22 protein-coding genes and 1 tRNA gene are annotated in these 24205 nt (G+C 59.0%); 15 read left to right on the top strand and 8 right to left on the bottom strand.

Features of this window, described 5'->3' with window-relative positions; genetic code table 11:
* Positions 1-78: 78 nt before the first annotated feature.
* The gene (locus tag Q5H93_RS16205; RefSeq protein ID WP_305007648.1) at positions 79-360 is read right to left on the bottom strand and encodes an ATP-dependent Clp protease adaptor ClpS; all 282 of its coding nucleotides are present in this window, start codon (positions 358-360) and stop codon (positions 79-81) included.
* A 261-nt stretch (positions 361-621) separates the two neighbouring features.
* Here Q5H93_RS16205 and Q5H93_RS16200 point away from each other — a divergent pair, with 261 nt between their 5' ends.
* The gene (locus tag Q5H93_RS16200) at positions 622-2841 is read left to right on the top strand and encodes a S9 family peptidase (protein WP_305007647.1); all 2220 of its coding nucleotides are present in this window, start codon (positions 622-624) and stop codon (positions 2839-2841) included.
* Between the two features lie 106 nt (positions 2842-2947).
* Positions 2948-3502, top strand: a complete 555-nt coding sequence (locus Q5H93_RS16195; protein WP_305007646.1) for a hypothetical protein — start codon at positions 2948-2950, stop codon at positions 3500-3502.
* Positions 3503-3590: 88 nt separating this feature from the next.
* Here Q5H93_RS16195 and Q5H93_RS16190 read toward each other — a convergent pair whose 3' ends face one another.
* Together Q5H93_RS16190 and Q5H93_RS16185 are read right to left on the bottom strand one after the other, a co-directional pair.
* Positions 3591-4238, bottom strand: coding sequence for a YceI family protein (locus Q5H93_RS16190; protein ID WP_305007645.1), 648 nt, complete (start codon positions 4236-4238; stop codon positions 3591-3593).
* Between the two features lie 49 nt (positions 4239-4287).
* Entirely contained in the window at positions 4288-4737 is a 450-nt protein-coding gene (locus tag Q5H93_RS16185) for a MarR family winged helix-turn-helix transcriptional regulator (protein ID WP_305007644.1), read from the bottom strand.
* 150 nt (positions 4738-4887) lie between these two features.
* Here Q5H93_RS16185 and Q5H93_RS16180 point away from each other — a divergent pair, with 150 nt between their 5' ends.
* Positions 4888-5436, top strand: coding sequence for a DUF6799 domain-containing protein (locus tag Q5H93_RS16180; protein WP_305007643.1), 549 nt, complete (start codon positions 4888-4890; stop codon positions 5434-5436).
* Between the two features lie 6 nt (positions 5437-5442).
* On the opposite strand, the gene Q5H93_RS16175 is transcribed toward Q5H93_RS16180, so the two are convergent.
* Entirely contained in the window at positions 5443-6444 is a 1002-nt protein-coding gene (locus tag Q5H93_RS16175; RefSeq protein WP_305007642.1) for an enolase C-terminal domain-like protein, read from the bottom strand.
* 157 nt (positions 6445-6601) lie between these two features.
* Between Q5H93_RS16175 and Q5H93_RS16170 the strand changes: the two genes are divergently transcribed.
* From Q5H93_RS16170 to Q5H93_RS16155, 4 genes are all read left to right on the top strand, one after another.
* The gene (locus tag Q5H93_RS16170; protein WP_305007641.1) at positions 6602-8017 is read left to right on the top strand and encodes a dicarboxylate/amino acid:cation symporter; all 1416 of its coding nucleotides are present in this window, start codon (positions 6602-6604) and stop codon (positions 8015-8017) included.
* Between the two features lie 365 nt (positions 8018-8382).
* Entirely contained in the window at positions 8383-9045 is a 663-nt protein-coding gene (locus tag Q5H93_RS16165; RefSeq protein ID WP_305007640.1) for a hypothetical protein, read from the top strand.
* Positions 9046-9072: 27 nt separating this feature from the next.
* The gene (locus tag Q5H93_RS16160; RefSeq protein WP_305007639.1) at positions 9073-9642 is read left to right on the top strand and encodes a hypothetical protein; all 570 of its coding nucleotides are present in this window, start codon (positions 9073-9075) and stop codon (positions 9640-9642) included.
* Positions 9643-9720: 78 nt separating this feature from the next.
* The gene (locus Q5H93_RS16155; protein ID WP_305007638.1) at positions 9721-12090 is read left to right on the top strand and encodes a GAF domain-containing protein; all 2370 of its coding nucleotides are present in this window, start codon (positions 9721-9723) and stop codon (positions 12088-12090) included.
* A gap of 21 nt (positions 12091-12111) precedes the next feature.
* Here the strand turns inward: Q5H93_RS16155 and Q5H93_RS16150 are convergent, their stop codons facing one another.
* Both Q5H93_RS16150 and Q5H93_RS16145 read right to left on the bottom strand, forming a co-directional pair.
* Positions 12112-12798, bottom strand: coding sequence for a phosphatase PAP2 family protein (locus Q5H93_RS16150; RefSeq protein ID WP_305007637.1), 687 nt, complete (start codon positions 12796-12798; stop codon positions 12112-12114).
* 146 nt (positions 12799-12944) lie between these two features.
* A tRNA-Leu gene (locus Q5H93_RS16145) sits at positions 12945-13026 on the bottom strand.
* A 190-nt stretch (positions 13027-13216) separates the two neighbouring features.
* Here Q5H93_RS16145 and Q5H93_RS16140 point away from each other — a divergent pair.
* From Q5H93_RS16140 to Q5H93_RS16105, 8 genes are all read left to right on the top strand, one after another.
* Positions 13217-13915 carry a class I SAM-dependent methyltransferase gene (locus Q5H93_RS16140; RefSeq protein WP_305007636.1) on the top strand — a complete coding sequence of 233 codons (699 nt, stop codon included), beginning with the start codon at positions 13217-13219 and terminating at the stop codon, positions 13913-13915.
* Between the two features lie 180 nt (positions 13916-14095).
* Complete coding sequence (locus Q5H93_RS16135) at positions 14096-15958, top strand: M61 family metallopeptidase (RefSeq protein WP_305007635.1); 1863 nt, start codon at positions 14096-14098, stop codon at positions 15956-15958.
* Between the two features lie 132 nt (positions 15959-16090).
* A complete protein-coding gene (locus Q5H93_RS16130) occupies positions 16091-17104 on the top strand; it encodes an MBL fold metallo-hydrolase (RefSeq protein ID WP_305007634.1) in 1014 nt (337 codons plus the stop codon).
* A 125-nt stretch (positions 17105-17229) separates the two neighbouring features.
* Positions 17230-18714 (top strand): sodium:solute symporter, encoded by a 1485-nt coding sequence (locus tag Q5H93_RS16125; protein ID WP_305007633.1) that lies wholly within the window; start codon positions 17230-17232, stop codon positions 18712-18714.
* Between the two features lie 86 nt (positions 18715-18800).
* On the top strand, positions 18801-19262 hold the full coding sequence (locus Q5H93_RS16120) for an energy transducer TonB (protein WP_305007632.1): 462 nt from the start codon (positions 18801-18803) through the stop codon (positions 19260-19262).
* Positions 19263-19419: 157 nt separating this feature from the next.
* A complete protein-coding gene (locus tag Q5H93_RS16115; RefSeq protein WP_305007631.1) occupies positions 19420-21270 on the top strand; it encodes an ABC transporter ATP-binding protein in 1851 nt (616 codons plus the stop codon).
* Between the two features lie 24 nt (positions 21271-21294).
* Entirely contained in the window at positions 21295-21819 is a 525-nt protein-coding gene (locus tag Q5H93_RS16110; RefSeq protein WP_305007630.1) for a hypothetical protein, read from the top strand.
* Positions 21820-21901: 82 nt separating this feature from the next.
* Positions 21902-22774: a DUF2911 domain-containing protein gene (locus Q5H93_RS16105; protein WP_305007629.1), complete on the top strand. Its 873-nt coding sequence runs from the start codon at positions 21902-21904 to the stop codon at positions 22772-22774.
* 31 nt (positions 22775-22805) lie between these two features.
* Here Q5H93_RS16105 and Q5H93_RS16100 read toward each other — a convergent pair whose 3' ends face one another.
* Both Q5H93_RS16100 and Q5H93_RS16095 read right to left on the bottom strand, forming a co-directional pair.
* A complete protein-coding gene (locus Q5H93_RS16100; RefSeq protein WP_305007628.1) occupies positions 22806-23471 on the bottom strand; it encodes a phosphatase PAP2 family protein in 666 nt (221 codons plus the stop codon).
* Positions 23472-23549: 78 nt separating this feature from the next.
* The gene (locus tag Q5H93_RS16095; protein WP_305007627.1) at positions 23550-24110 is read right to left on the bottom strand and encodes a transposase; all 561 of its coding nucleotides are present in this window, start codon (positions 24108-24110) and stop codon (positions 23550-23552) included.
* Positions 24111-24205: the final 95 nt, after the last annotated feature.

Genomic DNA, 24205 nt, shown 5'->3' with positions numbered 1-24205 from the left:
TATCACGCTGGCGCCGTCTGGTTGGTTAAGCAAAAGAAACGCAGCCGTGATAAGATGCTTCGTTCCTCAGCATGACAATCAGGAAATATCGGCCGAAATGCCGCGGTCGTGAATGGCCGAGCACATGGGCTCCAGCTCTTCATAGGTGCCGTTTTTGACGGCGCACTTGCCTTTGTGGTGAATCAGCAGGGTGCATTGCTCGGCCTGCAGCGGCTCGTGGCCGCACACGTCAATCAGGGTAGTGATAACGTGGTCGAAGGTGTTCACGTCGTCGTTGTACACGACGAGGGCGCGCAGCTCGTCTTCGGCTTCGAGCAGCAGTACATCTTCGTTATAATCAATTTGTGGGCGGGTATTCATGCTTGCAAAGGTACGGCGGCTAAGTGGTTTGGGGCGGCTAGTGGTAACCGCATTTTTAGGGCTTTCGTTTCGCGGAACCAACTAAAATTCCGCTGGCGCGCGTCTCCGACGCGTGCCAGTTGGGTTCGAGCCTCTGGCTCGCTTATTAGAACATCGTTTAAGGAGTCGTGCTAACTAACGAGCCGGAGGCTCGAACCCAGTCGGCACGCGTCGGAGACGCGCGCCAGCCGGCTGCTGCCATTTCAGCCGTAATTTTCGGCCATGATGCTCCCCCGCCCCTTCCCCACCCCGCGCCCGGCACTGGCCGGCCTCGCGCTGCTGCTCTGGCTGCCGCTGGCCCCGGCCCTCAGCCAGAGCAAGCAGCTCACCGTCGAAGAAGCCTTTCTCAACCGCGACCTGCAACCGCAAAACCTCAAGCAGCTGAGCTGGATTCCGGGCTCAAAGGATGAGGTGGCCTACCTGCGCCCCGCTCAGAAAGGCCAGCCCGACGAGCTGCTGCGCGGCAGCGCCACGGGCAAAGACCTGACGCCTATCGTCAGCCAAACCACCCTGGCTGCCGCCCTCAAGGCTGCCGGGGCTACCGAGCCGAAGGCCTTTCCGAGCGTGCAATGGCGCGATGCGAACACCATGCTCATCACCAGCAAAAATCAGGTGTACAGCTACGACCTGAAAACCGGCAAGGCTGCCCGCGCCTTCGGTTACGATGCCGAGGCCGACAACGTAGACTTCGACCCCACCAAAACCCGTGTGGCCTACACTAAAGGCCCGAACCTCTACATCTCGCTGGCCGGCCGCGAAAATGAGGCGCTAACCAACCTAAGTGGCGATTTTGAAGCAACTAGTGCGGCCAACGCACCATTCGTAGCCGGACAGGCCGCCCACCGTTCGGAGTTCGGCATCACCAAAGGCACGTTCTGGAGCCCCAGCGGCACCAAGCTGGCCTTCTATATCATTAATCAAGGTGATGTCACCAGCTACCCGCTGGTGAATCTGACCACGACACCTGCCAGCATTATGCCCATCCGCTACCCTATGGCCGGCGATAAAAGCCAGTTGGTAGAAGTGGCAGTATATGACCTGACGACTCGTAAGCTAGCTAAGCTACAAACCAAGGTCAACGACGAGCACTACCTGACCAACCTGGCCTGGAGCCCCGACGAGAAAAGCATCTACCTGGCCGAGCTCAACCGCGGCCAGAACCACATGCAGTTCAACCAGTACACCGTGGCCGGTGGCGGCTTCGTGAAAACGCTGTTCGAAGAAAAAGACGACAAGTATGTGGAGCCGCAGCACCCCGCCCTGTTCGTGCCCGGCCACCCCGACCAGCTCATCTGGCAAAGCCAGCGCGACGGCTACAACCACCTCTACCTCTACAGCACCAGCGGCCAGCTGCTGCGCCAGCTCACCAAGGGCCCGTGGATTGTGACCGACGTGCTGGATTTCGCCAACGGTGGCAAGGAGTTCGTGTACGTGGGCACCGCCGACTCGCCGCTGGAGCGCCACGTGTACAGCGTGCCCCTCAACGGCGGCACGCCGCGCAAGGTGTCGCAGGGCACGGGCACGCACGTGGCCACGCTCAGCCCCAGCGGCCGCTACGTGCTCGATAACTTCAGCAGCCCCGTCACGCCGCGCACCATCCGCACCATCGCCGTGGCCGACGGCAAGCCCCAGCGCCTGCTGCTGAATGCGCCCAACCCGGTGGCCGATTACCAGCTGGGCGAGACGAAAATCGTGCCCCTGAAAGCTGCCGACGGCAGCACCGACCTCTACGCCCGTGTCATCACCCCGCCCAACTTCGACGCCAAGAAAAAATACCCGACGGTGGTGTACCTCTACGGTGGGCCGCACGTGCAGCTAGTCACCGAAAGCTGGCTGTCCGGCTCCAACCTTTGGATGCAGATGATGGCCCAGAAGGGCTACGTGGTGTTCACCATCGACAGCCGCGGCTCCGGCAACCGCGGCCGGGCCTTCGAGCAGGCCACCTTCCGCCAGCTCGGCACCGCCGAAATGGCCGACCAGCTCGTGGGCGTGAACTATCTGAAATCCCTGCCCTACGTCGACCAAACCCGCATGGGCGTGCACGGCTGGAGCTTCGGCGGTTTTATGACCACCACGCTGATGACCCGCGCGCCCGGCACCTTCAAGGCCGCCGTGGGCGGCGGCCCGGTTATCGACTGGCGCATGTACGAGGTGATGTACACCGAGCGCTACATGGACACGCCCCAGGAAAACCCCGAAGGCTACGAAAAAGCTAACCTGCTGAAATACGTCAGCAAGCTACAAGGCAAGCTCCTGCTTATCCACGGCACCATCGACGACGTGGTGGTGTGGCAGCACTCGCTCGACTACCTCAAGCAGGCCGTAGACGAAGGTGTGCAGCTCGACTACTTCGTGTACCCCGGCCACCCGCACAACGTAGGGGGCAAAGACCGAGCGCACCTCTACACCAAGATTACCCGGTATTTCGACGACAACCTGTAAGGGAGTTATGAATTATGAGTTTTGAGTTATGCGCTATTTGGAACTCTACCCCTGCGCCTACCCCATAATTCAAAACTCATAACTCAAAACTCATAATTCTTCCCCCGTGCCCGCTCCCTCCGCCGACTTCAAAAAAGCCCTCAAGCGCCTCTCCGAAACCGAGAAGGAAGCGCTGCTGCTCCGTGCCGTGCGCCGCGACGCCGAACTTTACGACACTTTCCGCTTCGAGCTGCTGGACGACATTTCTCTAACCAGCCTGCAGGCCGAAACCGAGGACAAGCTGCACGAGCTGTTCAATCTCAGCGTGAGCGGCTACCAGTTGCACAAGGCCCTGCCCAAAGCCCTCAGCAAAGCCCTGAAGGAAGTGGCCCGCGCCCGCCGCATCACCAAAAGCAAGCAGCTCGAAATCGACCTGCAATTGTATCTGCTGAAGATGATTCTGCGCAACTACTCCGGCCCGCTCAACTCTTCGCACGCCAGCTTCTACAAGGCCACTGCCCGGCTGGCCGTGCGCACGGCCACCATGGTACTCAAAAACCTGCACGAAGATTACTGGCACGAGTACAAAGGCGAGCTGGACGACGTGCTACAGCAGCTCCGCACCTACGACAACCGCTGGCAGTTGCCCTTCACCCTGCCCAGCGAGCTGGAAGTGCCGTAGCGCGTAACTTCATTGTGCAGCGCCCACAAAAAAAGCTCCGACCTTACGGCCGGAGCTTTTTCGTTTCATAGCGGGTAGCTACACGCAATTACTTCTTGGCAATTACGTTGAAGCTGAGGGTAAAGTCATCGTTGATGGCTTTGTCGCCGATGCTTTCGAAGAACGACTTCGAGCCGTATTTCAGGCCGTATTTGGTGCGGTCAACAGTCACGGTGCCGCTGGCGGCGGCCACGCCGTCTTTCACGCCCACTTTGGCCGGGAAGCTGATTTTGTTGGTCACGCCTTTGATGGTCATGTCGCCAGCCACGGTCGCGTTATTTTCACCGGCTTTGGCACCTTTGATGGGTGTTACGCTGGTGATTTTGAAGGTAGCAGTGGGGAATTTCTCCACCAGGAAGAAATCATCGGCTGCCATGTGGCCGTAGAATTTGGCCTGCGTTTCGGCATCGGTGATGTCGGTGGCTTTGATGGTTTTCATTTCCACCGTTACGGTGCCGCCTACCACGTTGGCGCCGTTCACCTGCAGGTCGCCGCTGGCAAACTGCACGGTACCGTTGTGGCCGTGGGTCACGGCTTTACCTTCCCAGCCCAGGGTGCTCAGATTGGGCTGCAGCTTGTAGGTAACAGCGGCTTTGGTGGCCGTTTTAGCAGCTTTGGGAGCTTTGGCGCCGGGGTTGGCTTGCACGGTAGCGAGGCTGAGAGCGGCAAACAGAGCGGGCAACAGGAATTTTTTCATGACGTTGAAAAAGGGTAATTAAAGGATTTGCTTGGGAAAAATGAGGCAACTAGCCCCGGATTTTATCGAGAAGAGTGTTGAGCTGACGCAACTCGTCATCGCTCAGGTTTTGCAGGTGAATGGCCGTCAGGGCACCTTCGTCTTCAATGCGTTGCAGCAGCTCCAGCCCTGCCTCGGTGATGCGGATGTCCACCGCCCGGCGGTTGGCCGGGCAAACTTTTCGGGTCACCAGGTGCTTTTCCTCCAGCTTGTCCACGATGCGCGAGGCATTGCTGGTTTTGTCGAGCATCCGGTCGATGAGCAGCGCCACCGTAGCCGGCAGCGGGTGCTGCCCCCGCAGAATGCGCAGAATGTTGAACTGCGGCGGCGTGAGGCCATACGGCTTGAAGGCGGCCGCCTGCTGCTGCCCCAGCCAGCCAGCCGTAAAAGCCAGATTGATATAGGCTTTGTGCTGCTCGCTGCGGAAGGTGGGTTGCTTAATCTCGTCTTCGATGCGCATACAATTCATTGGAATCGGGTGCAAATATAATGTACGTACATTAAATGTAGCAACATTGTTCCCGGGTTTCTGAAAAATTTATTTTGCGGCCTCTGTCAAAACCGGGCCAATCTGCGTAAGCAGTGGACTTTCACTACTCCCCCACTCGCCATGCGTTTGCTTTTAGTTGCCTCATTATTAGTAGCTGGCCTGGTCGGCACACCCCATTTTGCCACTGCCCAGGACGGCGGCTACCCCGTCAAAACCAACCGCAATACCGAGTTCGTGTTCCTCAACGGCGAAGTAGTGCGCCGCGACGGTGCTGTCACTACGCCCCTCACCCAGAACGTAAAGCTGGCCGGCGGCACCAAAATCAACTACAAAAACGGCATCGTGGAAATGCCCGACGGCAAGAAAACCACCCTGCGCGAGGGCGACTACGTGAAGCCCGACGGCGGCATCGTCTTCGCCACGCCGCAAAGCGCCGCCACTTCGCGCGGCGAAACGGCCCCGGCCGATGCCAAATTTACTACCTATGTTCAGAAAGGCGAAGCTTCGCCCAATGCCTCTCAGGAAATCTATCTGTTGCGCCGCAAAGTGGAGTTGCTCAATGAAAAAGTGAGCGTGCTAAGCAAAAACCAGTCGGGCACTCCTGACACCAGCCTACTTGACCGCCAGTTGGGTGAGCTGGACACCCAGATTCAGCAGCTGCGCAAGTAGCCGCCGCTACAAAGACAACAGTCCATCACGCTCCCGCACCAGCCCGAAAGGCTCGTCGCGCACAATCAGAAAGCCGTCCAGGTCATGTACTTCGGCCAAGGCACTGATGTGCAGTGCTGAACTGATTCCTAACGATGTTTCGACCATGCAGCCCAGCATGGGTCGCAGGCCGTGGGCGCGGGTACGCCGTAGCAGTTCGATACCGCGTCGGTAGCCGCCGGCTTTCATCAGCTTCACATTCACGCCGTGAAATTGCCGGGCAATGTCGGCAAAGTCGGCCTCATCGGTCACCGACTCATCGGCCATGAGCGGCACTGGGGTGCGCGAGTGCAGGTAGCGGTAGTCGCCGGCCAGGGCGGCGGGCAGCGGCTGCTCCAGCAGTTGCATGCGCAGGCCGGGCACAAGGGCAGCTTTTTCCAGGAATTGCAGCAGGCTGTCGGCATCGGGCCAGGCTTCGTTGCCATCCACCAGCACGGCGTGCCCGGGCAGGGCCCGCGCCACTTCGCTTAGCAAAGCCAGCCCCTCGGCCTGATTTACTTTGATTTTCAGCAGCTGAAACCGCTCGGCTTGCTGCTCGCGCAGAAACCCGGCCACCGCCCCCGGCTCCATAATCGGCAGGGAAAAGGCCGTGGGTACGGCCGCGGTCGGGGCGGGCACGCCCAGCCACTGCCACACCGGCTGCCCCGATTTGGCCGCCAGCCAGTGCACCAGCGCCGACTCCAGGGCAAACATCAGCGCGTGGGCCACCGGATGCGCTGCCAGCAGCACATCCAGGTCGGCAAGCGCCAATACGTTCGCCAAACCATTGGCTTGCAAGGCTTCGAACTGCTTTTGCAGCAGCGCGGGCGTTTCGCTATAGCGCACGTTGGGCGCCGCCTCCCCTTGCCCCACCCAGCCCTGATGCGCGACGCGCACCACCAGATTGGTTTTGATGGTGGAAGCATTGCGGGAGATTTTCCACACGTAGCGCAATGGCAGCTCGTGGGCAGTGAGGGTCCAGATAGGCACGGAAAACGAAAAAGCTTGGTGGAAAACGAGTAGCGGCGACGAGAAAACAAAGAACGGCTTTTATAGCGGGCCACGAAACGACGGCGGCCGGAAATTCAGCGGCAGAATCCCGTTCTTTATAGCCCCTAAATTCCCTTCGCCGCTTTTCCGCCTGCTTATGAAGTCTCGCTACGCTGTTCTATTCTTTCTGCTACCGTTCATTGCGGGCCTGATTATCCTGCTGTTGAACGCCACCGGCTTGCAGCCCATCGCGGGCACCCTGCCACCTACCCTATGGCAGGCCGCCCGCTGGCTGGGTCTGATGGGACTGGCTTTTTTCGTGGCGCGGCGGGGCTCACTCACGCTCTGGATTGTTTTTAACATGCTGGTGGGCATTGCCTTGGGCCACGACTCACCCGAGGTAGCCATGAGCCTGAAAGTGCTGAGCGACGCCTTCCTGCGTCTGGTAAAAACCATTATTGCACCGCTGGTTTTTGCCACGCTGGTCGTCGGTATTGCGGGCCACTCCGACTTGAAGCAGGTGGGGCGCATGGGCCTTAAAGCCTTGGTATACTTCGAGATAGTTACCACTTTCGCCCTCTTTATCGGCCTGGCCGCCATCAACCTGACTGAAGCCGGCGTGGGCATCACCCAGAAAATCGGCGCGGCGGCCGATAAGCTACAAGCCGCCGCCCCCCAAACGGCTGCCGACATCATCCTGCACATTTTCCCCGAAAATATCGCCAAATCGGTAGCTGAGGGTCAAGTATTGCAGGTCGTTATCTTCGCCATCATCTTCGGTATCGGCCTGGCCATGACGCCCGAGCGCCACCGCCGCCCCATGCTTTCGTGGACCGAAGGCCTCAGCGAAGTGATGTTCAAATTCACCAACGTGGTGATGTTTTTCGCGCCGCTGGGCGTGGGTGGCGCGCTGGCCTACACCGTGGGCAAAATGGGCCTCGACCCGCTATTCAACGCCTTCAAGCTGCTCCTGACGCTCTACGGAGCGCTCATTGCCTTTGTGTTACTGATTTTGCTGCCAGTAGCCTTGATAGCCCGCATTCCACTGCGCCGCTTCATTCAGGCCATTGCCGAGCCTGTGAGCATTGCCTTCGCCACCACCAGCAGCGAGGCCGCCCTGCCCCGCGCCATGGAGGCCATGGAAAGCATTGGCGTACCGCGCCGCATCGTGGCCTTCGTGATGCCGACGGGCTACTCCTTCAACCTCGACGGCACGACGCTTTATCTGTCGCTGGCGGCGGTGTTTGTGGCGCAGGCGGCGGGCGTACCGCTCACCTTCGGCCAGCAGCTGCTGATGGTATTCACGCTGATGCTCACTAGCAAAGGTGTGGCGGGCGTGCCGCGGGCCTCGCTGGTGATTCTGCTGGCTACCGTGGCCTCGTTCAATCTGCCCGACTGGCCGGTGTTCGTCATCCTGGGCATCGATGCGCTGATGGACATGGCCCGCACGGCCGTCAATGTGCTGGGCAACTGCCTGGCTTCGGCCGTAGTAGCCCGCTGGGAAGGCGAGTTTGTGGACAATTACCACGGACCTGACCCGACGGCCGTGCCCGCCGAGTTGCCAGTGCATTAGCTGCTAAACCAAGCAAACAAAAAAATCGTAGCATCACCAGCTACTTTTTTAACTGCACTATTCCTCTTCGCATGCCAGCATTGAAAACCGGCGGTTGACTTTATTTCAGCCGCCGGTTTTCACGTTTCATCCGGGGCTGGCAACGACCAATGATTTTTGGTAGTCATTCTTATATCCGGCAACTGCCAGCAATGGCCCCAGGCCCCATTGCCAACACAATTATACTTATCAGGGATTGACGAAATTATTTTCCTCTTTCAGCATCTTTTCTTTCAATTGATTAGACCCAAAATACGGTTTTCAGCTTTCCTCATTAATTGCACCAACGCTTGCTTTTTGTTCCGCCTTTGCAGTAACTTGTACATATGAAAGCCTTCCCTACCGCCGCCCTCTACCCGCTCGGCTCGGCCCTGCTGCTGCTATTAGCCCCCAGCTGCATGTCGGTCAAACCATTCATGAAAGCGACGCCGTCTGCCGCCATTTCCAACCGCCTGCCGGCCGTGGAAGTGACTGCCGACCAAGGCCCCCTAGTGATGAATGATGGCGCTCTACCCGAAGACCCACTGGAAGTGTTCAGGAAAGAGTGTCAGACCAATCTGGCCGAACCTACCGACTCGGCCAGCTTCGGCTACGCCCGCTTCGTGGTGAAGGAAGTGAATACTACGCGCACCGGCCGCGGGCTGCAGGCTTTGCAGTTTGTTACTTTTTTCATTCCCAGTGTATTCGGCGCCCCGCTGGAATGGTATCAAACCAAGCTGCAAGCCGAAGTACAAGTAACCAACGCCAACGGCGACCTGCTGGGCACTTACAAAGGCACGGGCACTTCAAAGGTAAAAGTGGCTATGTACCATGGCTTTTCGCAGAGTGATGCCCCCCGTCTGGCCGACGTGATGGCCATGCGCGCCGCCCTGGCCCAGATTCGCCCACAGCTCGATACGGCGGCAGCCCGCTTGCGGCCCCTGCTGTTGGCCGGTGGCACTGTGGAAAACCCCACGCTCACCAAGTCGGTAACGTCCGACCGGCAGTAGCCGCCGGACAGCGTATCTTTGACGCCTATGCGGCGTGTATTTCGTTTCTGGGTGGGGTTGTTGTTGGGTAGCCTTCTGGTAGCCAGCTGCTGCGCTAACGATTCGTGCGACTGCAAAGACAGCCGGGCCGATGCTCTGTACTTCCGTTTCCGAATTGGAGCAGATTCGCTGACGGGCCTGGATTTTGGTCGCAGTGAAGTTGATACGATATACCTGTTGCGCTATCCGCTGCCCCTAACACTGCCCAATTCAGGCGCCCACGATTCCGTTGCCCTGCTACCAGCGGACACGACCCGCCGCTCAAATTTGACCGGAACAACCTTCTTCCTCAATAACAACGGCCCTTTTGCGCTGGCAACCGGGCGTAAGGTCAACTCCTACGAATACGTTATTCTGGTGGGCGACCGCAAACGGCAGCAGTTCCGCCGTTACATCGTCAATAATATCAGCTTGAAGGGTAAGTTTGAAGGAGATGGCTGCTGCACGTGCTATGTTAATTCGGGCAAGTCCGCCACAGTGAACAGCGCCACCCGCGACAGCACCTATACGCTGACCGAGATGCCGGGTCAGCGCCCGATTATTGAGCTCACAAAGTAGCCACCGGGTCGGCCGCTCGCGTATAACCGAACCAATCCTGCCGCAACCGTCCCTGAGGCAGCGGGTTGTTTTCTCCTTATGTCTGCTGCCCCCACCCATCCCGCGACGCCCACGGCGCCGGCTGCCCTCGTGCCGTTTGCCACCACGCTCAGCCTGGAGCCACTCATCGCCTACTGGCAAACCCGCGAAAAATCGACCAATGCCGGAGTGGCCCTGTTGGCGCAGGCCATTGGCCAGCAAGTAGCTAACGCCCCGTGGTGCCGGGGCCTGCTGCACGACCACAACGTGCTCGACTGCAACTGCGACCTCATTGAAACGCTGATGCTGGCGGTATTTCCGCCCGCCTCATTCGCCACCGATATCAGCGGGGTAATCGGTCCATTTCAACGGCGCAGCTTCTACGCCTCGCCGCGCTTCGAGGAGGTAGCGCTGAACAAGGACCGCAACATCAAGCAGCCGCTGAACCTTGACCAGCGTATGATGGAATACCATCTGACACTGATGGCTTATCATTTGATTTTGAGCCGGGTGTACGGTGCTGACCTGCCGCCGCGCGGCACGATGGTTTTTACTGTTCCCGACTACAGCATGGGGCTGTACCGCCACTACGGCGTGACGTTCGACTCGACCTTTGTGGAGGTGAAAACGGTGGGGCGGAAACCTAAGCTCACGACCAAGCAGATTGATAACCTGGTGCATAATCGCCATCGGCTGGAACTGTGGCAGGACCTGCTCCCGCCCAAGCATTTCGAGCTGGAAGGCTTCAATATCATCCGCTTGGTGGATGTAACGGAGCAGGAAATCTTATCGGAGCTGAAGTATGACCTGCTGGAGCGCGACGTGCTCCAGACGCCCGCCCGCTTCGAGCAGATTCAGGAGAAGCTGCGGGTACTTTTTGCTACGCCTTCGCTGCAGCTGGGCATCGCGGCCTACGACGAGAAAAAGCGGGCCTTTATGGATTTTGGGCGCAAAATCAACCACAGCTTCATCACCAAGCAGGTGCAGAACCGGGAGGCCGACAGCGGCTTCTACCAGATATACTCTCGCTTGCTGACCGAACGCAAGCCTTTGGTACTGAAAGACGTTGCTAATGCCGACCTACCCGAGGATTTACGGCAGCAGATTCTGCACCTGGGTATTCACTCGGCCATTCTGGCACTCCTACCCTATGGTAACGACATTGTCGGTTTGCTCGAATTGGGTTCGCCCGAAGTAGGTGCGCTTGACGATTTTGCGATGGAGAAAGTAGCGCAGTTCGTCCCGCTGTTTGCCGTAGCCGTGAAGCGCAATGCCGAGGACTTACAAACTCGTATTCAAGCTATTATTAAAGAAAAATTCACTGCTATTCATCCCACTATGGAATGGCGCTTCACCGATGCGGCGCGCAACCTGCTCACCAAGCTCGATGAAGGCAACCGCACGGCCGAGATGGAGGATATAGTCTTTCATGAGGTGTATCCGCTGCACGGCTCCTGCGACATCAGGGGCAGCAGCACGGCCCGCAACGAAGCTATTCAGGGCGACCTGGTTGAGCATTTAACGTTGGCTGACAAAGTGCTTAAAAAAGCTTCGGAGTACCAGCAACTGCCTATTCTGGACGAGCTTAAGTTCTATGTAAACAAAAACTTGCAGCGCATGCACCAAGGCATGTTGTCTGGCGATGAGGCGAATATCTACGACTCGCTGCGCACCGAGGTGGAGCCGCTGTTTGAGTACCTGGGCCAGCATACCCCCGAAATGCGCCCCTTCATTAGCGAATACTGGGACAACATCGACCCGAAGCTGGGCATTCTCTACAAGCGCCGCAAGGCCTTTGAGGAAAGCATTACAATTCTAAACGATACCGTGAGCGACTACCTCGACCAGGAAGAAGCCAAGGCGCAGGAAATGTTTCCGCACTACTTCGAACGCTACAAGACTGACGGGGTTGAGTTTAACATCTACGTAGGCAGCTCTTTGGTCGAAGACAAACCCTTTGACCTGGTTTTTCTGAAAAACCTGCGACTGTGGCAGTTGCTGACCATGATTGAGATAACGCGGCGTACCGCTACGCTCAAAACCCGCATGCCCGTGCCACTCGATACCACGCAGCTGATTCTCATTCACGGCCAGTCGCTCAGCATCCGCTTCCGGCAGGACGAGCGGCAGTTCGACGTAGACGGCGCGTATAACATTCGCTACGAAATCATTAAGAAGCGTATCGACAAAGCCACCGTGCAGGGCACCGGCGAGCGGCTCACGCAGCCCGGCCACATCGCCCTCGTGTATGCCCAAACCCGCGAGGCCGTGGAATATATGGAATACATTGACTACCTGCAAGACCGCGGGCTGCTGGAACCCGGCATCGAAGACCTCGAGCTGGAAGAATTGCAGGGCGTGAAAGGCCTGCTGGCGCTGCGGGTGAAAGTGAAGATGAAGGATGCTAACCGCAGTCTTAAAGACGCATAATTACTGTGGCTACCGCCAGCTCTATTTAGCCACCGCATCCAGAATCTGCTTTTCTTCTTTCCAGAAGAGGTGCATGCCGGCCCGCAGCAGTAGCAGCCAGGCCGCGCCACCGGCAAAGCCGGCCAGCACATCGGTGGCATAATGCACGTGTAAATACACGCGGGTCAGACCAATGAGCCCGGCCCAGAGCAGCAGCGGCACCGCCCAGCCGGGGTGCCGGTAGTGCCGCGCCAGCAGCCACGCCAGGCAGCCATAAAACGTGACGCCCAGCATAGAATGCCCACTGGGAAAGCTCAAGCCCAGGGTTTGGAGCAGAGCGTCGGCCGGGCGGGGGCGCTGGAAATACATCTTCAGCAATTGGTTAAGAATAATGCCCCCGGCCATGGCCAGCACCAGCTCCCAAGCCTCGCGCCGCTGGCCGGCGCGATAGAGCAGCGCCGGCGCAATCAGGCTGGCGGGCAGCAGAAACGGCAGCGCGGCAAAAAACGTGACGAAGCGCACTGGCTTTATCAGCCAGGGCGCCGCTTGGCGCCAGCCGTCCACGATGCTCCAGGCCCACTGGTCGAGCGCCAGCGAGTGATGCACGAACACCACCCGCGCCATGTAAAAAAACAGCGCAAAAGCCCCGAATAACACCACGCCGCCCACAATCACTTCTACCGTGAGCAGGCCCAGCAGCGCCACAATACGCGCCGTGAATCGATTCATAAGCTTAGCAATAAGACCTCAGCAACCATTACCTCCCGTTGGCAGGCTTCAATGACTGTACGCAAAAGTCTGGCAGGGCGCTGCCCGGGCTGCTGATGAAATAAGCGGGCAATAAAAAAGCCGACCCATAAGGGTCGGCTTTTTCGTGCGCTCGGAGAGACTCGAACTCTCACACCTTGCGGAACTGCCGCCTGAAGACAGCGCGTCTACCAATTTCGCCACAAGCGCAGCTAGGTATCATCGGGCCGATTTCCCTACTGGGGGCGCCTTTGATGGTACAAAGATACACGCCTAAAACGACGCCGTGCAAGCCGGTGTTAGCTTTTTTTTACCCGGATGCAATCGTTTGGTGGTGCCCAAATTGTTTTTCAGCTACTTGCTGCCCGCATTTTTTTTCATTTTCGCACCTTTGCGGCTGATGTCGGCCTCCTCCCCTGTTATTCCGCCCGGCCCGCCGACGGCGGGCGTCGATTTTGACCGCGTGGCGGGCTGGTACGATGGCGCGGCGCGTTTGGTATTCGGCTCGGCGCAGCACGATGCGCAGCGGGCGGCGTTGGCGGGCCTCCCGGCGGGTACGCCGCAGCTGCTGGTGTTGGGCGGCGGCTCGGGCTGGGTGCTGGGCGAAGTGTGGCGCCGCCGCCCCGCCGCCACCGTGCTCTACCTGGAGGCGTCGGCGGGCATGCTCCGGCAGGCCGAGGCGCTGGTGCGGCAGCAGTGGCCCGCGCACTTGGCACAGGTGGAGTTTCGGTTGGGCACCGAGGCAGCGCTGACCACCAACGAGCAATTCGATGCCGTGCTGACTTTTTTCGTGTTCGACTGCATGGAGCCGACGGGGCTGGAGCTGGCGGTGGCGCGGCTGGCGGCCTGCCTGCGGCCGGGTGGAGCGTGGCTGGTGGCCGAGTTTACGCCGCCCCGGCGCTGGTGGCAACGGACCTTGCAGGGCGCGATGTACGCTTTTTTTCGGGTGGCAGCGGGGCTGCAAGCCCGGCGGCTGGCTGATTATGAGGCCGCGCTGGCGGCCTGGGGCTGGCACCCACAGCGGGCCAGCCACTTTTTTGGCAGCACGATACTGGGGGCGGTATTCTCGGATTCTGCACAGGTGTCACTGAAAAAATAGTCAATAGTGCTTATTTCTGTTTTTTTTTGAGCAGCTTTGCAGGGCAGGCTGTTTTTTTCGCTTTGCTAAGCTAAAAATGGCGGTTTCGGTATCGGCAGGTTGTGGATTTCGACGCAACTTTGCAGCAGTACCGGTTGCGCCGCTACTGCTTCCTCCGCTGATTTCAATTTCTCACCGCCGATGAAACATATCCTTACTTCTGCCACGGTGCTCGCCCTGAGCATAGTTAGCACCCCGCTGTGGGCTCAGACCAAAGCCGATACCGGCCCGGCCGTGCGCTACGCCGTGTCGTTTCCGAACGCCGTGCACCACGAGGCCCGCGTCACGGCCACGTTCACGGGCTTGCCCAAGGGGCCGCTACGGGTGCGCATGGCGCGCAGCTCGCCGGGCCGCTATGCCATCCACGACTTTGCCAAAAATATCTACTACGTAGTAGCCACCGATGGCACCAACAAGCCGCTGCCCACCAACCGCCCCGACCCCTACGGCTGGGACGTAACGCCGGGCGCCGACGGCACCGTCATGTTCAGCTACACGCTCTACGGCGACCTTACCGATGGCACGTACGTGGGTATCGACCAGCAGCACGCGCACCTCAATATGCCCGCCACGCTGTGCTACGCGCTGGGCCTAGAGGGCCGGGCGGCCGAGGTAAAATTTGACGTGCCGCCAGGTTGGAAAGCGGCTACGCAGCTGCGCCCCAGCGGCGAGAAAAACACCTTTACGGCGCCCAACCTGCAGTACCTTATGGACAGCCCGGTGTCGTGGGGTGCGCAGCAATTGCGCAGCTGGACCGAGGGCGAACAAACCATTGAGCTGGCCATGCTGACCGACGCCGCCAAGGCCGATGTGGACGCCTACCAGAAGAAGGTGCAGAAAATCGTGCAGGAGGAAAAAGCCGTTTTTGGTGAGCTGCCGCCCTTCGATTTCAGCCGTTACACCTTCATTGCCGATTACCTGCCCCAGTCGACCGGCGACGGCATGGAGCACCGCAACTCGACTTCGCTCACCAGCACCCGGCCCATCACCGGCGAAGAATCCATTCGCAACCTGGGTACGGTGGCGCACGAGTTCATCCATGCCTGGAACGTGGAGCGCATCCGCCCCAAAGATTTGGAACCCTTCGATTTTCAGCGCGCCAACATGAGTGATGCGCTGTGGTTTGCTGAAGGTTTTACGGAGTACTACGGTAAGCTGGTGCTGCGCCGGGCCAAACTGGTTGAGGATGAAGATTTTTTCAACGACATCAGCAGCTGGGTAAACATCCGGCAGAACAGCCCCGGCGCCCGCTACGCTTCGGCCGTGGACATGAGCCGGCAGGCGACGTTTATCGATGCCGCGGCCAGCAACGACCCCACCAATAAGGCCAACACTATCATTTCGTACTACACGCAGGGCGCCGGCATTGCGCTGGTGCTCGATTTGCAGCTGCGCCAGCACCACCGCTCCAACCTCGACAAATACATGCAGGCGCTGTGGCAGCAGTTTGGCAAGCAGGAGAACTACGCTCCGGCCAAGCCATACACTCTGAATGACTTGCAGCGCGTGCTGGGTGAGGTGAGCAAGGACACGACCTTTGCCGGCCGCTTCTTCCGGCAGTATGTGTACGGCCGCGAGCAGCCACGCTTTGCCGAGGCCCTGCTGCCGGCGGGCCTGGCCGTGGTGCCCACCCGCGCCCTGGGCGCGGCCCTGCCCCGGCAGGTAGAGTTCGACGACGAGGGCCGCTGCATCGTGGCTGTGAACACCACTATCGGCTCGGGCCTTTATAAGGCCGGCATCGACCGCGGCGACCAGATTGTGGTGCTCGACGGCAAGGAAATTCGCACAGCTGGCGAACTCGACGCCGTGATGCGCAAGCACTCGCCCAGCGACCTCGTGCTGGTGAAAATCCGCACCCGCGGCGGCGTGGAAAAAACCGTACAGCTGGTACTTACTGAAGACCCCAACGTGCAGGTGCAGCCAGTGGAGAATGTGGAGAAAATGACTCTCAGCCCCAAGCAAAAGGAGTTGCGCGAGGCCTGGCTGGCTAGCCAGGTGAAGTAAACGGAAGTATCATCCGTCTCTCCCCAAGTTAACCTTTTGGAATAAGTTAAAAGTGGAGAGTTAAAAGTTAAAAAGCAGTGCTAATCTGGTTTTTGACTTTTAACTCTCCACTTTTAACTTATTTTTTTATCTATGGCCCACAACATCCACTACCTCCGCAACGAGGACCTGCGCACGGTGCGCCCCGGCTACCCCGGCAACAAGCTATTCGGCAAGCAGTTCGCCAACGGCGAAGAACTGTTTACCCCGCAATTCTCGGACGTACTGAAGTGGCAGCTTAGCAAAAACCCACAGAAGGAAGAGAAAAAGCGCGACACCTGGGTGCCAGCGGTGGTAAGCTGCGAAGGCATTTTTTCCTCTGAAGAGGACATGCTGGTATGGCTGGGGCACTCCTGCTTTTTGCTGCGCGCGGCGGGCATCACGCTGCTCTTCGACCCGGTGCTGTTCAGCTCCTTTGGCCTGCGGCCGCGCCATGCCCTCCCCTGTCGGGCCGAGGATATTACGGGCATTGATTACCTGTTGCTTTCGCACGGCCACCGCGACCACCTTGACGAAAAATCGGTGCAGCTACTGGCCCGGCAAAATCCGCAGCTGCAGGTATTGTCGTCGCTGCGCATGGCGCCGCTGCTGCACGGCATGGTGCCCGGGCTACCGGTGCAGGAAGCGGGCTGGTGGCAGCAGTACAAGCTGCCGGCCGGGGTGCCGCTGGAAATCACCTACCTGCCCGCCGCCCACTGGCACCGCCGTGGCCTCACCGACCTCAACGAAGTGCTGTGGGGCAGCTTCCTCATCCAGGCAGCCGACAAGCTCATCTACTTCGGCGGCGACACGGCTTACGCCGACCATTTCGAGGCCATTGAGCAGCAGTTCGGCCCCATCGACATTGTGCTGATGGCCATCGGCGCCTACAAGCCCGCCTACATGATGCAGAAAAGCCACGTGAATCCGCACGAGGCTGCCAAGGCCGCCAACGTGCTGCGCGCCGGCCACGTGGTGCCCATGCACCACGGCACCCTTGACCTCAGCGACGAGCCCGCCTCCGAGCCGCTGCGGCTGCTGCAGGAAATTGCGGCCACCGGGTTACTGCGCGGCGAGCTGCATGCGCCCGCCGTGGGCGAGGTGCTACGCTGGCAGAATTGGGAATAGCGGTCAAATGGCGAGTTTTTAGGTTTTCGGGCGCTTCGTGCGGATAGGCAAAGTACCTTTGCTGATTGAATGGTGCGGCTGATGGTGAAAAAACTCACCAGCCCACCAATCCACCAACCCACCCCATGTCTCCTACCCTGATTCTGAGCCTGATTGCGGGCTATTTTCTGGTGCTCATCGTCATTGCCGTGCTCACGTCGCGCGGGGCTACGAGCGCCAGCTTCTTCGTGGCCAACCGCGACGCGCCCTGGTACATGGTGGCCTTTGCCATGATTGGCACTTCGCTGTCAGGCGTCACGTTCATTTCGGTGCCGGGCATGGTGCAAAGCCAAAGCTGGAGTTACATGGCCGTGGTGTTTGGCTACATGGTGGGCTATCTGGTAATTGGTACCGTGCTGATGCCCTTATACTACCGACTACGACTGGTGTCCATCTACACCTACCTAGAGCAGCGTTTTGGCTTCTGGAGCTATAAAACCGGGGCGCTTTTCTTCCTGATTTCGCGGGCGGTGGGCGCGGCATTCCGGCTGTATCTGGTGGCGGGCGTGCTGCAGCTGGCCGTGTTCGATGGCATGGGTGTGCCGTTTGCCGTCACGGTCACGGCCAGCATTTTGCTGATTTACCTCTACACCTTCCGCGGCGGGCTCAAAACTATTCTCTGGACCGATACCTTCCAGACCCTGGCCATGCTTACCTGCGTGGGGGTCAGCATCTACCTTATTTCGTCGGAGCTGCACCTGGGCCTGGGCGAGTTGGTAAAAACGGTGAAGGAAAGCGAGATGTCGCGCATCTACTTCTCCGATTTCAAGGACGACAAATTTTTCTGGAAGCAGTTTGCCTCCGGCGCCTTCATTACCATCGTGATGACGGGCCTCGACCAGGATTTGATGCAGAAAAACCTGAGCTGCCGCTCCTTGCAGGACGCCCAAAAGAATATGTTTTGGTTCACGCTCACGCTGGTGTTCGTTAATGTTCTGTTTTTGACCTTGGGCGTACTGCTCTACCAATACGCCGCCAGCAAAGGCATTGCCTTGCCGATGAAAGATGGCAAAGTCATTGGCGACAACGTGTTTCCGATGCTGGCTACCACGCACTTCACCCTTTTCGCCGGCATCATCTTCATCCTCGGCATCATCGCCGTCACCTACGCCTCAGCCGACTCGGCCCTGACGGCCCTCACTACCTCGTTCTGCGTCGATTTCGTGCTCATCGAGCGCTTTCCGGAGGCACGGCAGACACGCATCCGGCAGCTCACGCACCTGGCCTTTTCGGTGGTGCTGATTGTTATCATTCTTATTTTCCGCGCTTTGAATGACGAGAGTTTGATTACCGTCTTGTTCAAAGCAGCGGGCTATACCTACGGGCCGCTCCTGGGGCTGTTTTCGTTTGGCATTTTCACGCGGCGCATGCTGCGCGAGCCGGCAGTGCTGCCGGTGTGCATCATTGCGCCGGTGCTCACCTATATCCTCAATTACAATTCGGTAGAGTGGCTGAACGGCTACAAGTTCGGCTTCGAGATTCTGCTCGTGAACGGGGCGCTGACCTTCCTGGGCCTGTGGTCGATTTCGCGCCGGGCGGCGGTGAACCCTGCGGTGGAAGTGGCAGTTTAAGCTTTTTAGTTGTTCGTTGCTAGTTGTCAGCTGTTAGGCGCTGACTCTCGAATCTAACAACTGGCAACGAACAACTGACAATAAACATGAAATACCTGCTTCACCTCCTGCTCATGCTGCCGCTGGCATCTTTGGCCCAGCAAACGCCGGCTCCCACGACTGATAAACAACCCATTGTCCTGCGCTCAAACCGCATGCAGGTGCAAGCCAAATCCGCCGCCAACCGGCCCGACAAAGCGCCGTCATTTCCGGGCGGCGCGGCGGCGCTGGGCGTGTTTTTTCAGCAGTACGCAAAATATCCCGACGCCGCGCGCGTCAAAGGAATCAACGGCAACGTGCTGCTGACGGCGCTAGTGAACGCCGACGGCACGCTGAGCGACTTCAAGGTGGCACAGTCACTGTCGCCGGACTGCGACGCGGAGGCCATCCGAGCTGCCGCGCAGCTGCCGCCCTGGCAGCCGGCCACCCGGCGCGGCGTGCCGGTGCCCTGCCTCATTCAGTTGCCGGTGCCGTTTGGCAACGCCAACGTGCTGAAGGTGGCGAAATAAATAGAAATGACTAACAGAAAAACCCGTCTGTCGTGCTGAACGCAGTGAAGCATCCTTTCACGCCCGAACGAAGCGGTAACTCAATCATTCGAGCGCGAGAGGATGCTTCACTGCGTTCAGCATGACAGACGATTTTTAGTGTACTGATAAAGAAAAAATGGCCCGAAGTGGACTGAATACCAGCGGCAACGACCTCACGGCCGACCTGCCCAAACCGAAAGTAACCAAAGACTCGCTCAAGCACGGCTTGCGGATTTTTCGCTACGTGCTGCCCTACCGGGGCAAATTTATTCTGGGCATGGTGCTGCTGGTGCTCAGCAGCCTGAGCACGATGTCGTTTCCGTGGATTGCGGGTAAGCTGGTGAATGTAGCGACGGGCCAGCCGCTGCAACTGCCGGGCGGACTGCTGCTTGATATCAATAAGGTGGCGCTGCTGCTCTTTGCCGTGACGGTGTTGCAGGGCTTATTTTCGTTCGGGCGCATCTGGTTTTTCACGCAGGTGAGCGAGTTCACGGTGCGCGATATCCGGCAGGCGCTCTACGCCAAGTTTGTGCAGCTGCCCTTGCCCTTCTTTGAGCGTAACCGCGTGGGCGCCATCACCTCGCGCCTAACGGCCGACGTGGGGCAGATTCAGGACTCGTTTTCGCTGACGCTGGCCGAGCTGTTTCGGCAGGTGTTTACGCTGGTGGGCGGCATTGGCTTTATCATGGTGGTGTCGTGGCGATTGTCACTGTTTATGCTGCTCACGTTTCCGCCCATCGTGCTGGCGGCGGGACTGTTTGGGCGCAAAATTCGCAACCTCTCGCGCACCGTGCAGCAGGAGTTGGCCCACACCAATACCATTGTGGAGGAAACTCTGCAGGCCATTGGCTCGGTGAAAGCCTTTACCAATGAGCGGTTTGAAATCGGGCGCTACAACTCCTCGCTGGGCAAGGTGGTGCGGGCCGCCCTGCAAAGCAACCTCTACCGGGGGGCCTTCGTGTCGTTCGTCATCATCGGCTTGTTTGGCGGTATCATTCTGGTGCTGTGGCGCGGAGCCACGCTGGTACACACGCCCGTCACCGACCCTAACCACCTGCAAATCGGTGACCTGACGGCTTTTATTATCTACACGGCCTTCATCGGGGCCTCGGTGGCGGGGCTGGGCGAGATTTACGGCAAAGTGCAGAGCACGCTGGGCGCTTCGGAGCGCATCCTAGAAATTCTGGACGAAGCGCCCGAACCTTCTAACCAGGAGCCCGCTACCGGCATCGTCCCCGCCCGGATAGAGGGCAATATTGAGTACGAGCACGTGGCTTTCCGCTACCCCACGCGGCCTGATTTGCCGGTGCTGCAGGATGTGAGCTTCACTATCGCGGCGGGCGAAAAAGTGGCCCTCGTAGGCCCCAGCGGCGCGGGCAAAAGCACCATCGCGGCCCTGCTGATGCAGTTTTATGAGCTCAGCGGTGGGCAGATTTTGGTAGATGGCCACCCGCTGGCCGACTACGACCTGACCGGCCTGCGCCGCCACATCGGCATCGTGCCGCAGGAAACGCTGCTCTTCGGCGGCACCATCCGCGAAAACATTGCCTACGGCAAGCCCGACGCCAGCGAGGAAGAGATAACCGCCGCCGCCCGGCAGGCCAATGCCTGGCAGTTTATCGCCAACTTCCCCGAAGGCCTTGATACCGTGGTGGGCGACCGCGGCGTGAAGCTCTCCGGCGGCCAGCGGCAGCGCGTGGCCATCGCCCGCGCCATCCTGAAAAACCCCGCCATCCTCATCCTCGACGAAGCCACCTCGGCCCTCGATTCGGAAAGCGAAAAGCTGGTGCAGTCGGCCATGGACGAGCTGATGGAAAACCGCACGAGCATCATCATCGCCCACCGCCTGAGCACCATCCGCAAAGTCGATAAAATTCTCGTCATCGACGGCGGGCGCGTGGTGGAGCAGGGCTCGCACGAGGAGCTGGCCGAGCGCGAGGGCGGGCTGTATGCAAATCTGCTAAGGTTGCAGTTTGAGTTGAGTTAGAGTTACCGGCTATACAAACTGCTTATGTCATCAATAGTAATCGCTGCTTCCCCGCTGACTTACGCTGAATACCAGAAATTAAGTCTCGCCGATGCGCGCGCCCGGCATCCAAAGCAATACATTTTCCTTCCCCTTTTCTCAATAATTCCGCTGGTGGTTACCGCAACACTGCTTGCAAACAATGACTTTGCAACCATTGGATGGGACACATTGGGCATTTTACTGCTACTACCTGCCATATCAACTATCGTATGGTTGGCCACTTGGCTAACTATACGCCGAAACTATAGCCGAAACGAGGTACTCAGAAACGGGGTGGTTTATCATTTGGATGCACAGAGGATAGTGCAGGAAGGAAACATTCCCCAAACAATATTATGGTCTGACATTGCAAGGAATGCCAAACAGGTGGGTGAATGGATTTTATTACGCCATGCTGCTGCGGCTTCCAGTGAAATCTATTTCCTGAACACAAATAGTGTCATGTTGCCTGCCATCCGCACCGAACTATTGGACCTCCTGAAAAGTAAGCGCGTCAAACCTATTTGAGCCGTAAAAGCTCCCCGAAACCCGCGCCCCCAGCGCGGGTTTCGTACTTTTAGACCCGCAAACTTTCCCCTCTTCCTCCCGGATGAAAAAATTCCTCCCCGTGGCCGCCGTGGCGGTGGCCCTGCTGGCCGCCCCGGCCGCCCACGCTCAGCTTAAAACCCCGTCGGCCAGCCCTACCAGCACCATCACGCAGCGCGTGGGCCTGACTGACGTAACCATCACCTACTCGCGGCCCAGTGCCCGGGGGCGGGCCATTTTCGGCACGCTCGTGCCGTATGGCAAGCGCTGGCGCACGGGTGCCAACGCCACGACGAGCATCAAATTCTCGGATGATGTGACGGTGGAGGGCAAGAAAGTGCCGGCCGGCGAGTACGGCATCTACACCATTCCCAATAAAAGCGAGTGGCTGGTGGTACTCAACAAGAGCACCAAGCAGGGCGCCAACGTCGACGGCTTCAAGGACGACGAGGACGTGGCCCGCTTCACGGTGAAAACCTACAAGGTGGCTGCCCCGGTCGAAACCTTCACCATCGACCTGACGGACCTGACACCCGCCACCGCCAACCTGGCGATGGAATGGGCCAGCACCGGCGCCAAGTTCAAAATTGCGGCCGACGTGGACAGCAAGGTGATGGCCCAGATTGGCGAGAAAATCACCAACAACGCCAGCCCCGCCGCCAGCGACCTGGCCGCTGCTGCCGTGTACTACAACGATAACGACAAGGACCTGAAGCAGGCCCTGGCCTGGATGGAAAAAGCCAACGCCGCCGAGCCCACCAAGTTCTGGAACCTGCACACGGAGGCCAAAATCCGCCTCAAGATGAAGGACTACAAAGGCGCCATCACGGCCGCCGAGGCGTCGAAGAAGGCAGCGCTGGCCGCTACGCCGCCGAATGGCGACTACGTGAAAATGAACGAAGATTTGATGGCCGAGGCCAAAAAGATGGGCAAGTAAGCTGCCGTTTTTTACTGCCCGAGTCCCCTCGCTACCCTTGGTTGGCGAGGGGATTTTTGTTGGCGGCCCGTCGGTCTGCCCAGGCCAGCAGCCCGCCCAATACCACCGTCCACGCCACCACCAGCCACGTCGAAAACCATACATCGCTGAGATAGTGCGCGCCCAGAATGGGCCGGCCCAGCATAATGAGCCCCGGCAGCACCAGCAGCGGCAGCCGGTAGCGCGGCCAAGCCACCGCCAGCGGCCAGAACAAGCTCAGGTACCCCGCCGTGTGCGAGGAGGGAAACGAGTCGTTGTGCGGGCCACTGGCCCAGAGGCCCAGCCCCTCGTAGCCCGGCCCGAACAGCACCTCCGGCCGCAGCCGGTGCACCACGCCCTTAAGTACATTGGAGCTTACCTGGCTGGCAATGTGCACGAGCAGCACCAGCAGAAACAGTGAGGCGCCCGGCCGCCGCAGCCCCCAGCGCCCCACCAGATACGCGACTACCACCAGCACGTAGGGCCAGGGTAGCGGCCCCAGCCGCTGGCTCAACAGCCAGCCATGGAGGTGGTCGGCACCCTCGGTGTAGGCCAAAAAGAACGGCACCGCCCAGCCCGTATGCCGGTGAATGAACAACGCCAGCGGCTGGTCGAGAAAGCAGATGAGCAGCACGCAGGCGGCCAGCGTGGCGGCGGTGAAGTAAAGGAAGGAACGCATGGCCCAAAGAACGGGGTGGTCGGGCGAAACATAGTTCGGCGAAGCCAATTCCGCGCAGCGGTTCGTACTACCACGTCGTTACAGTAACTGCTCCCCAATACCATCCGGCAGTACCTGCAACATAAAAGCCTGCAACTCCTGGGGATTATCCGGCAAGTCCAGCAGCTCCCGCGCCAACTCCCGGTCACACAAATTACCATTCCGCAGCCCGGCATAATCCCGGAACGACGACCATGGCCAGTCGCCTGCTATTGCCTCCAGGCTAGCCCGCCACGGGTTCTGGTGGATGTAACAGAAGCAGTTGCTAGCGTATATGTCGGCCGCCAACTCCTTGGCCTGCGTGTGCTGTTGAAATAACGAGCCCGTGCGCTGCTGCTGATTCTGCACGGCGCGGGTGTATGACGAAAGCATCGTTCGCAAATCCTGCCCCAGCGCGGCCACGCTGGCATCTTCCCGCACGTAAAGCAGCCAATGGAAATGGTTTGGCATCAGGCACCACGCTAGTAGCTGAGTGTGGGGCAGCAGATGCTTGCGCATCTTCCCCAGAAAGTATCGGTAATTTTCTTCGTTGAAAAAGATGCGCTCCCGATTGTTGCCCCGGTTGTAGAGATGATAGAGCCGGCCGGGTTGCAGGTTCATGGTGTGGCAGGATTGCGTGGTAGTACGAATTCCGCGCAGCGGTTCGTACTACCACTTCGTCGTTGTTAGGACCGCAATGTAAAACACTTTACCCC

Origin of the sequence: Hymenobacter aranciens (assembly GCF_030580865.1) — a bacterium.
Lineage (GTDB): Bacteria > Bacteroidota > Bacteroidia > Cytophagales > Hymenobacteraceae > Hymenobacter > Hymenobacter aranciens.
Note: the sequence above shows the minus strand (reverse complement) of the source record. Positions and strands in the feature narration are given on the sequence as shown.

What these genes read in the sequence shown, in the direction of transcription:
- Q5H93_RS16205 (WP_305007648.1), bottom strand. Translation starts at nt 360, where the DNA reads ATGAATACCCGCCCACAAATTGATTATAACGAAGATGTACTGCTGCTC.
- Q5H93_RS16200 (WP_305007647.1), top strand. Translation starts at nt 622, where the DNA reads ATGATGCTCCCCCGCCCCTTCCCCACCCCGCGCCCGGCACTGGCCGGC.
- Q5H93_RS16190 (WP_305007645.1), bottom strand. Translation starts at nt 4,238, where the DNA reads ATGAAAAAATTCCTGTTGCCCGCTCTGTTTGCCGCTCTCAGCCTCGCT.
- Q5H93_RS16185 (WP_305007644.1), bottom strand. Translation starts at nt 4,737, where the DNA reads ATGCGCATCGAAGACGAGATTAAGCAACCCACCTTCCGCAGCGAGCAG.
- Q5H93_RS16180 (WP_305007643.1), top strand. Translation starts at nt 4,888, where the DNA reads ATGCGTTTGCTTTTAGTTGCCTCATTATTAGTAGCTGGCCTGGTCGGC.
- Q5H93_RS16170 (WP_305007641.1), top strand. Translation starts at nt 6,602, where the DNA reads ATGAAGTCTCGCTACGCTGTTCTATTCTTTCTGCTACCGTTCATTGCG.
- Q5H93_RS16165 (WP_305007640.1), top strand. Translation starts at nt 8,383, where the DNA reads ATGAAAGCCTTCCCTACCGCCGCCCTCTACCCGCTCGGCTCGGCCCTG.
- Q5H93_RS16160 (WP_305007639.1), top strand. Translation starts at nt 9,073, where the DNA reads ATGCGGCGTGTATTTCGTTTCTGGGTGGGGTTGTTGTTGGGTAGCCTT.
- Q5H93_RS16155 (WP_305007638.1), top strand. Translation starts at nt 9,721, where the DNA reads ATGTCTGCTGCCCCCACCCATCCCGCGACGCCCACGGCGCCGGCTGCC.
- Q5H93_RS16150 (WP_305007637.1), bottom strand. Translation starts at nt 12,798, where the DNA reads ATGAATCGATTCACGGCGCGTATTGTGGCGCTGCTGGGCCTGCTCACG.
- Q5H93_RS16140 (WP_305007636.1), top strand. Translation starts at nt 13,217, where the DNA reads ATGTCGGCCTCCTCCCCTGTTATTCCGCCCGGCCCGCCGACGGCGGGC.
- Q5H93_RS16135 (WP_305007635.1), top strand. Translation starts at nt 14,096, where the DNA reads ATGAAACATATCCTTACTTCTGCCACGGTGCTCGCCCTGAGCATAGTT.
- Q5H93_RS16130 (WP_305007634.1), top strand. Translation starts at nt 16,091, where the DNA reads ATGGCCCACAACATCCACTACCTCCGCAACGAGGACCTGCGCACGGTG.
- Q5H93_RS16125 (WP_305007633.1), top strand. Translation starts at nt 17,230, where the DNA reads ATGTCTCCTACCCTGATTCTGAGCCTGATTGCGGGCTATTTTCTGGTG.
- Q5H93_RS16120 (WP_305007632.1), top strand. Translation starts at nt 18,801, where the DNA reads ATGAAATACCTGCTTCACCTCCTGCTCATGCTGCCGCTGGCATCTTTG.
- Q5H93_RS16115 (WP_305007631.1), top strand. Translation starts at nt 19,420, where the DNA reads ATGGCCCGAAGTGGACTGAATACCAGCGGCAACGACCTCACGGCCGAC.
- Q5H93_RS16110 (WP_305007630.1), top strand. Translation starts at nt 21,295, where the DNA reads ATGTCATCAATAGTAATCGCTGCTTCCCCGCTGACTTACGCTGAATAC.
- Q5H93_RS16105 (WP_305007629.1), top strand. Translation starts at nt 21,902, where the DNA reads ATGAAAAAATTCCTCCCCGTGGCCGCCGTGGCGGTGGCCCTGCTGGCC.
- Q5H93_RS16100 (WP_305007628.1), bottom strand. Translation starts at nt 23,471, where the DNA reads ATGCGTTCCTTCCTTTACTTCACCGCCGCCACGCTGGCCGCCTGCGTG.
- Q5H93_RS16095 (WP_305007627.1), bottom strand. Translation starts at nt 24,110, where the DNA reads ATGAACCTGCAACCCGGCCGGCTCTATCATCTCTACAACCGGGGCAAC.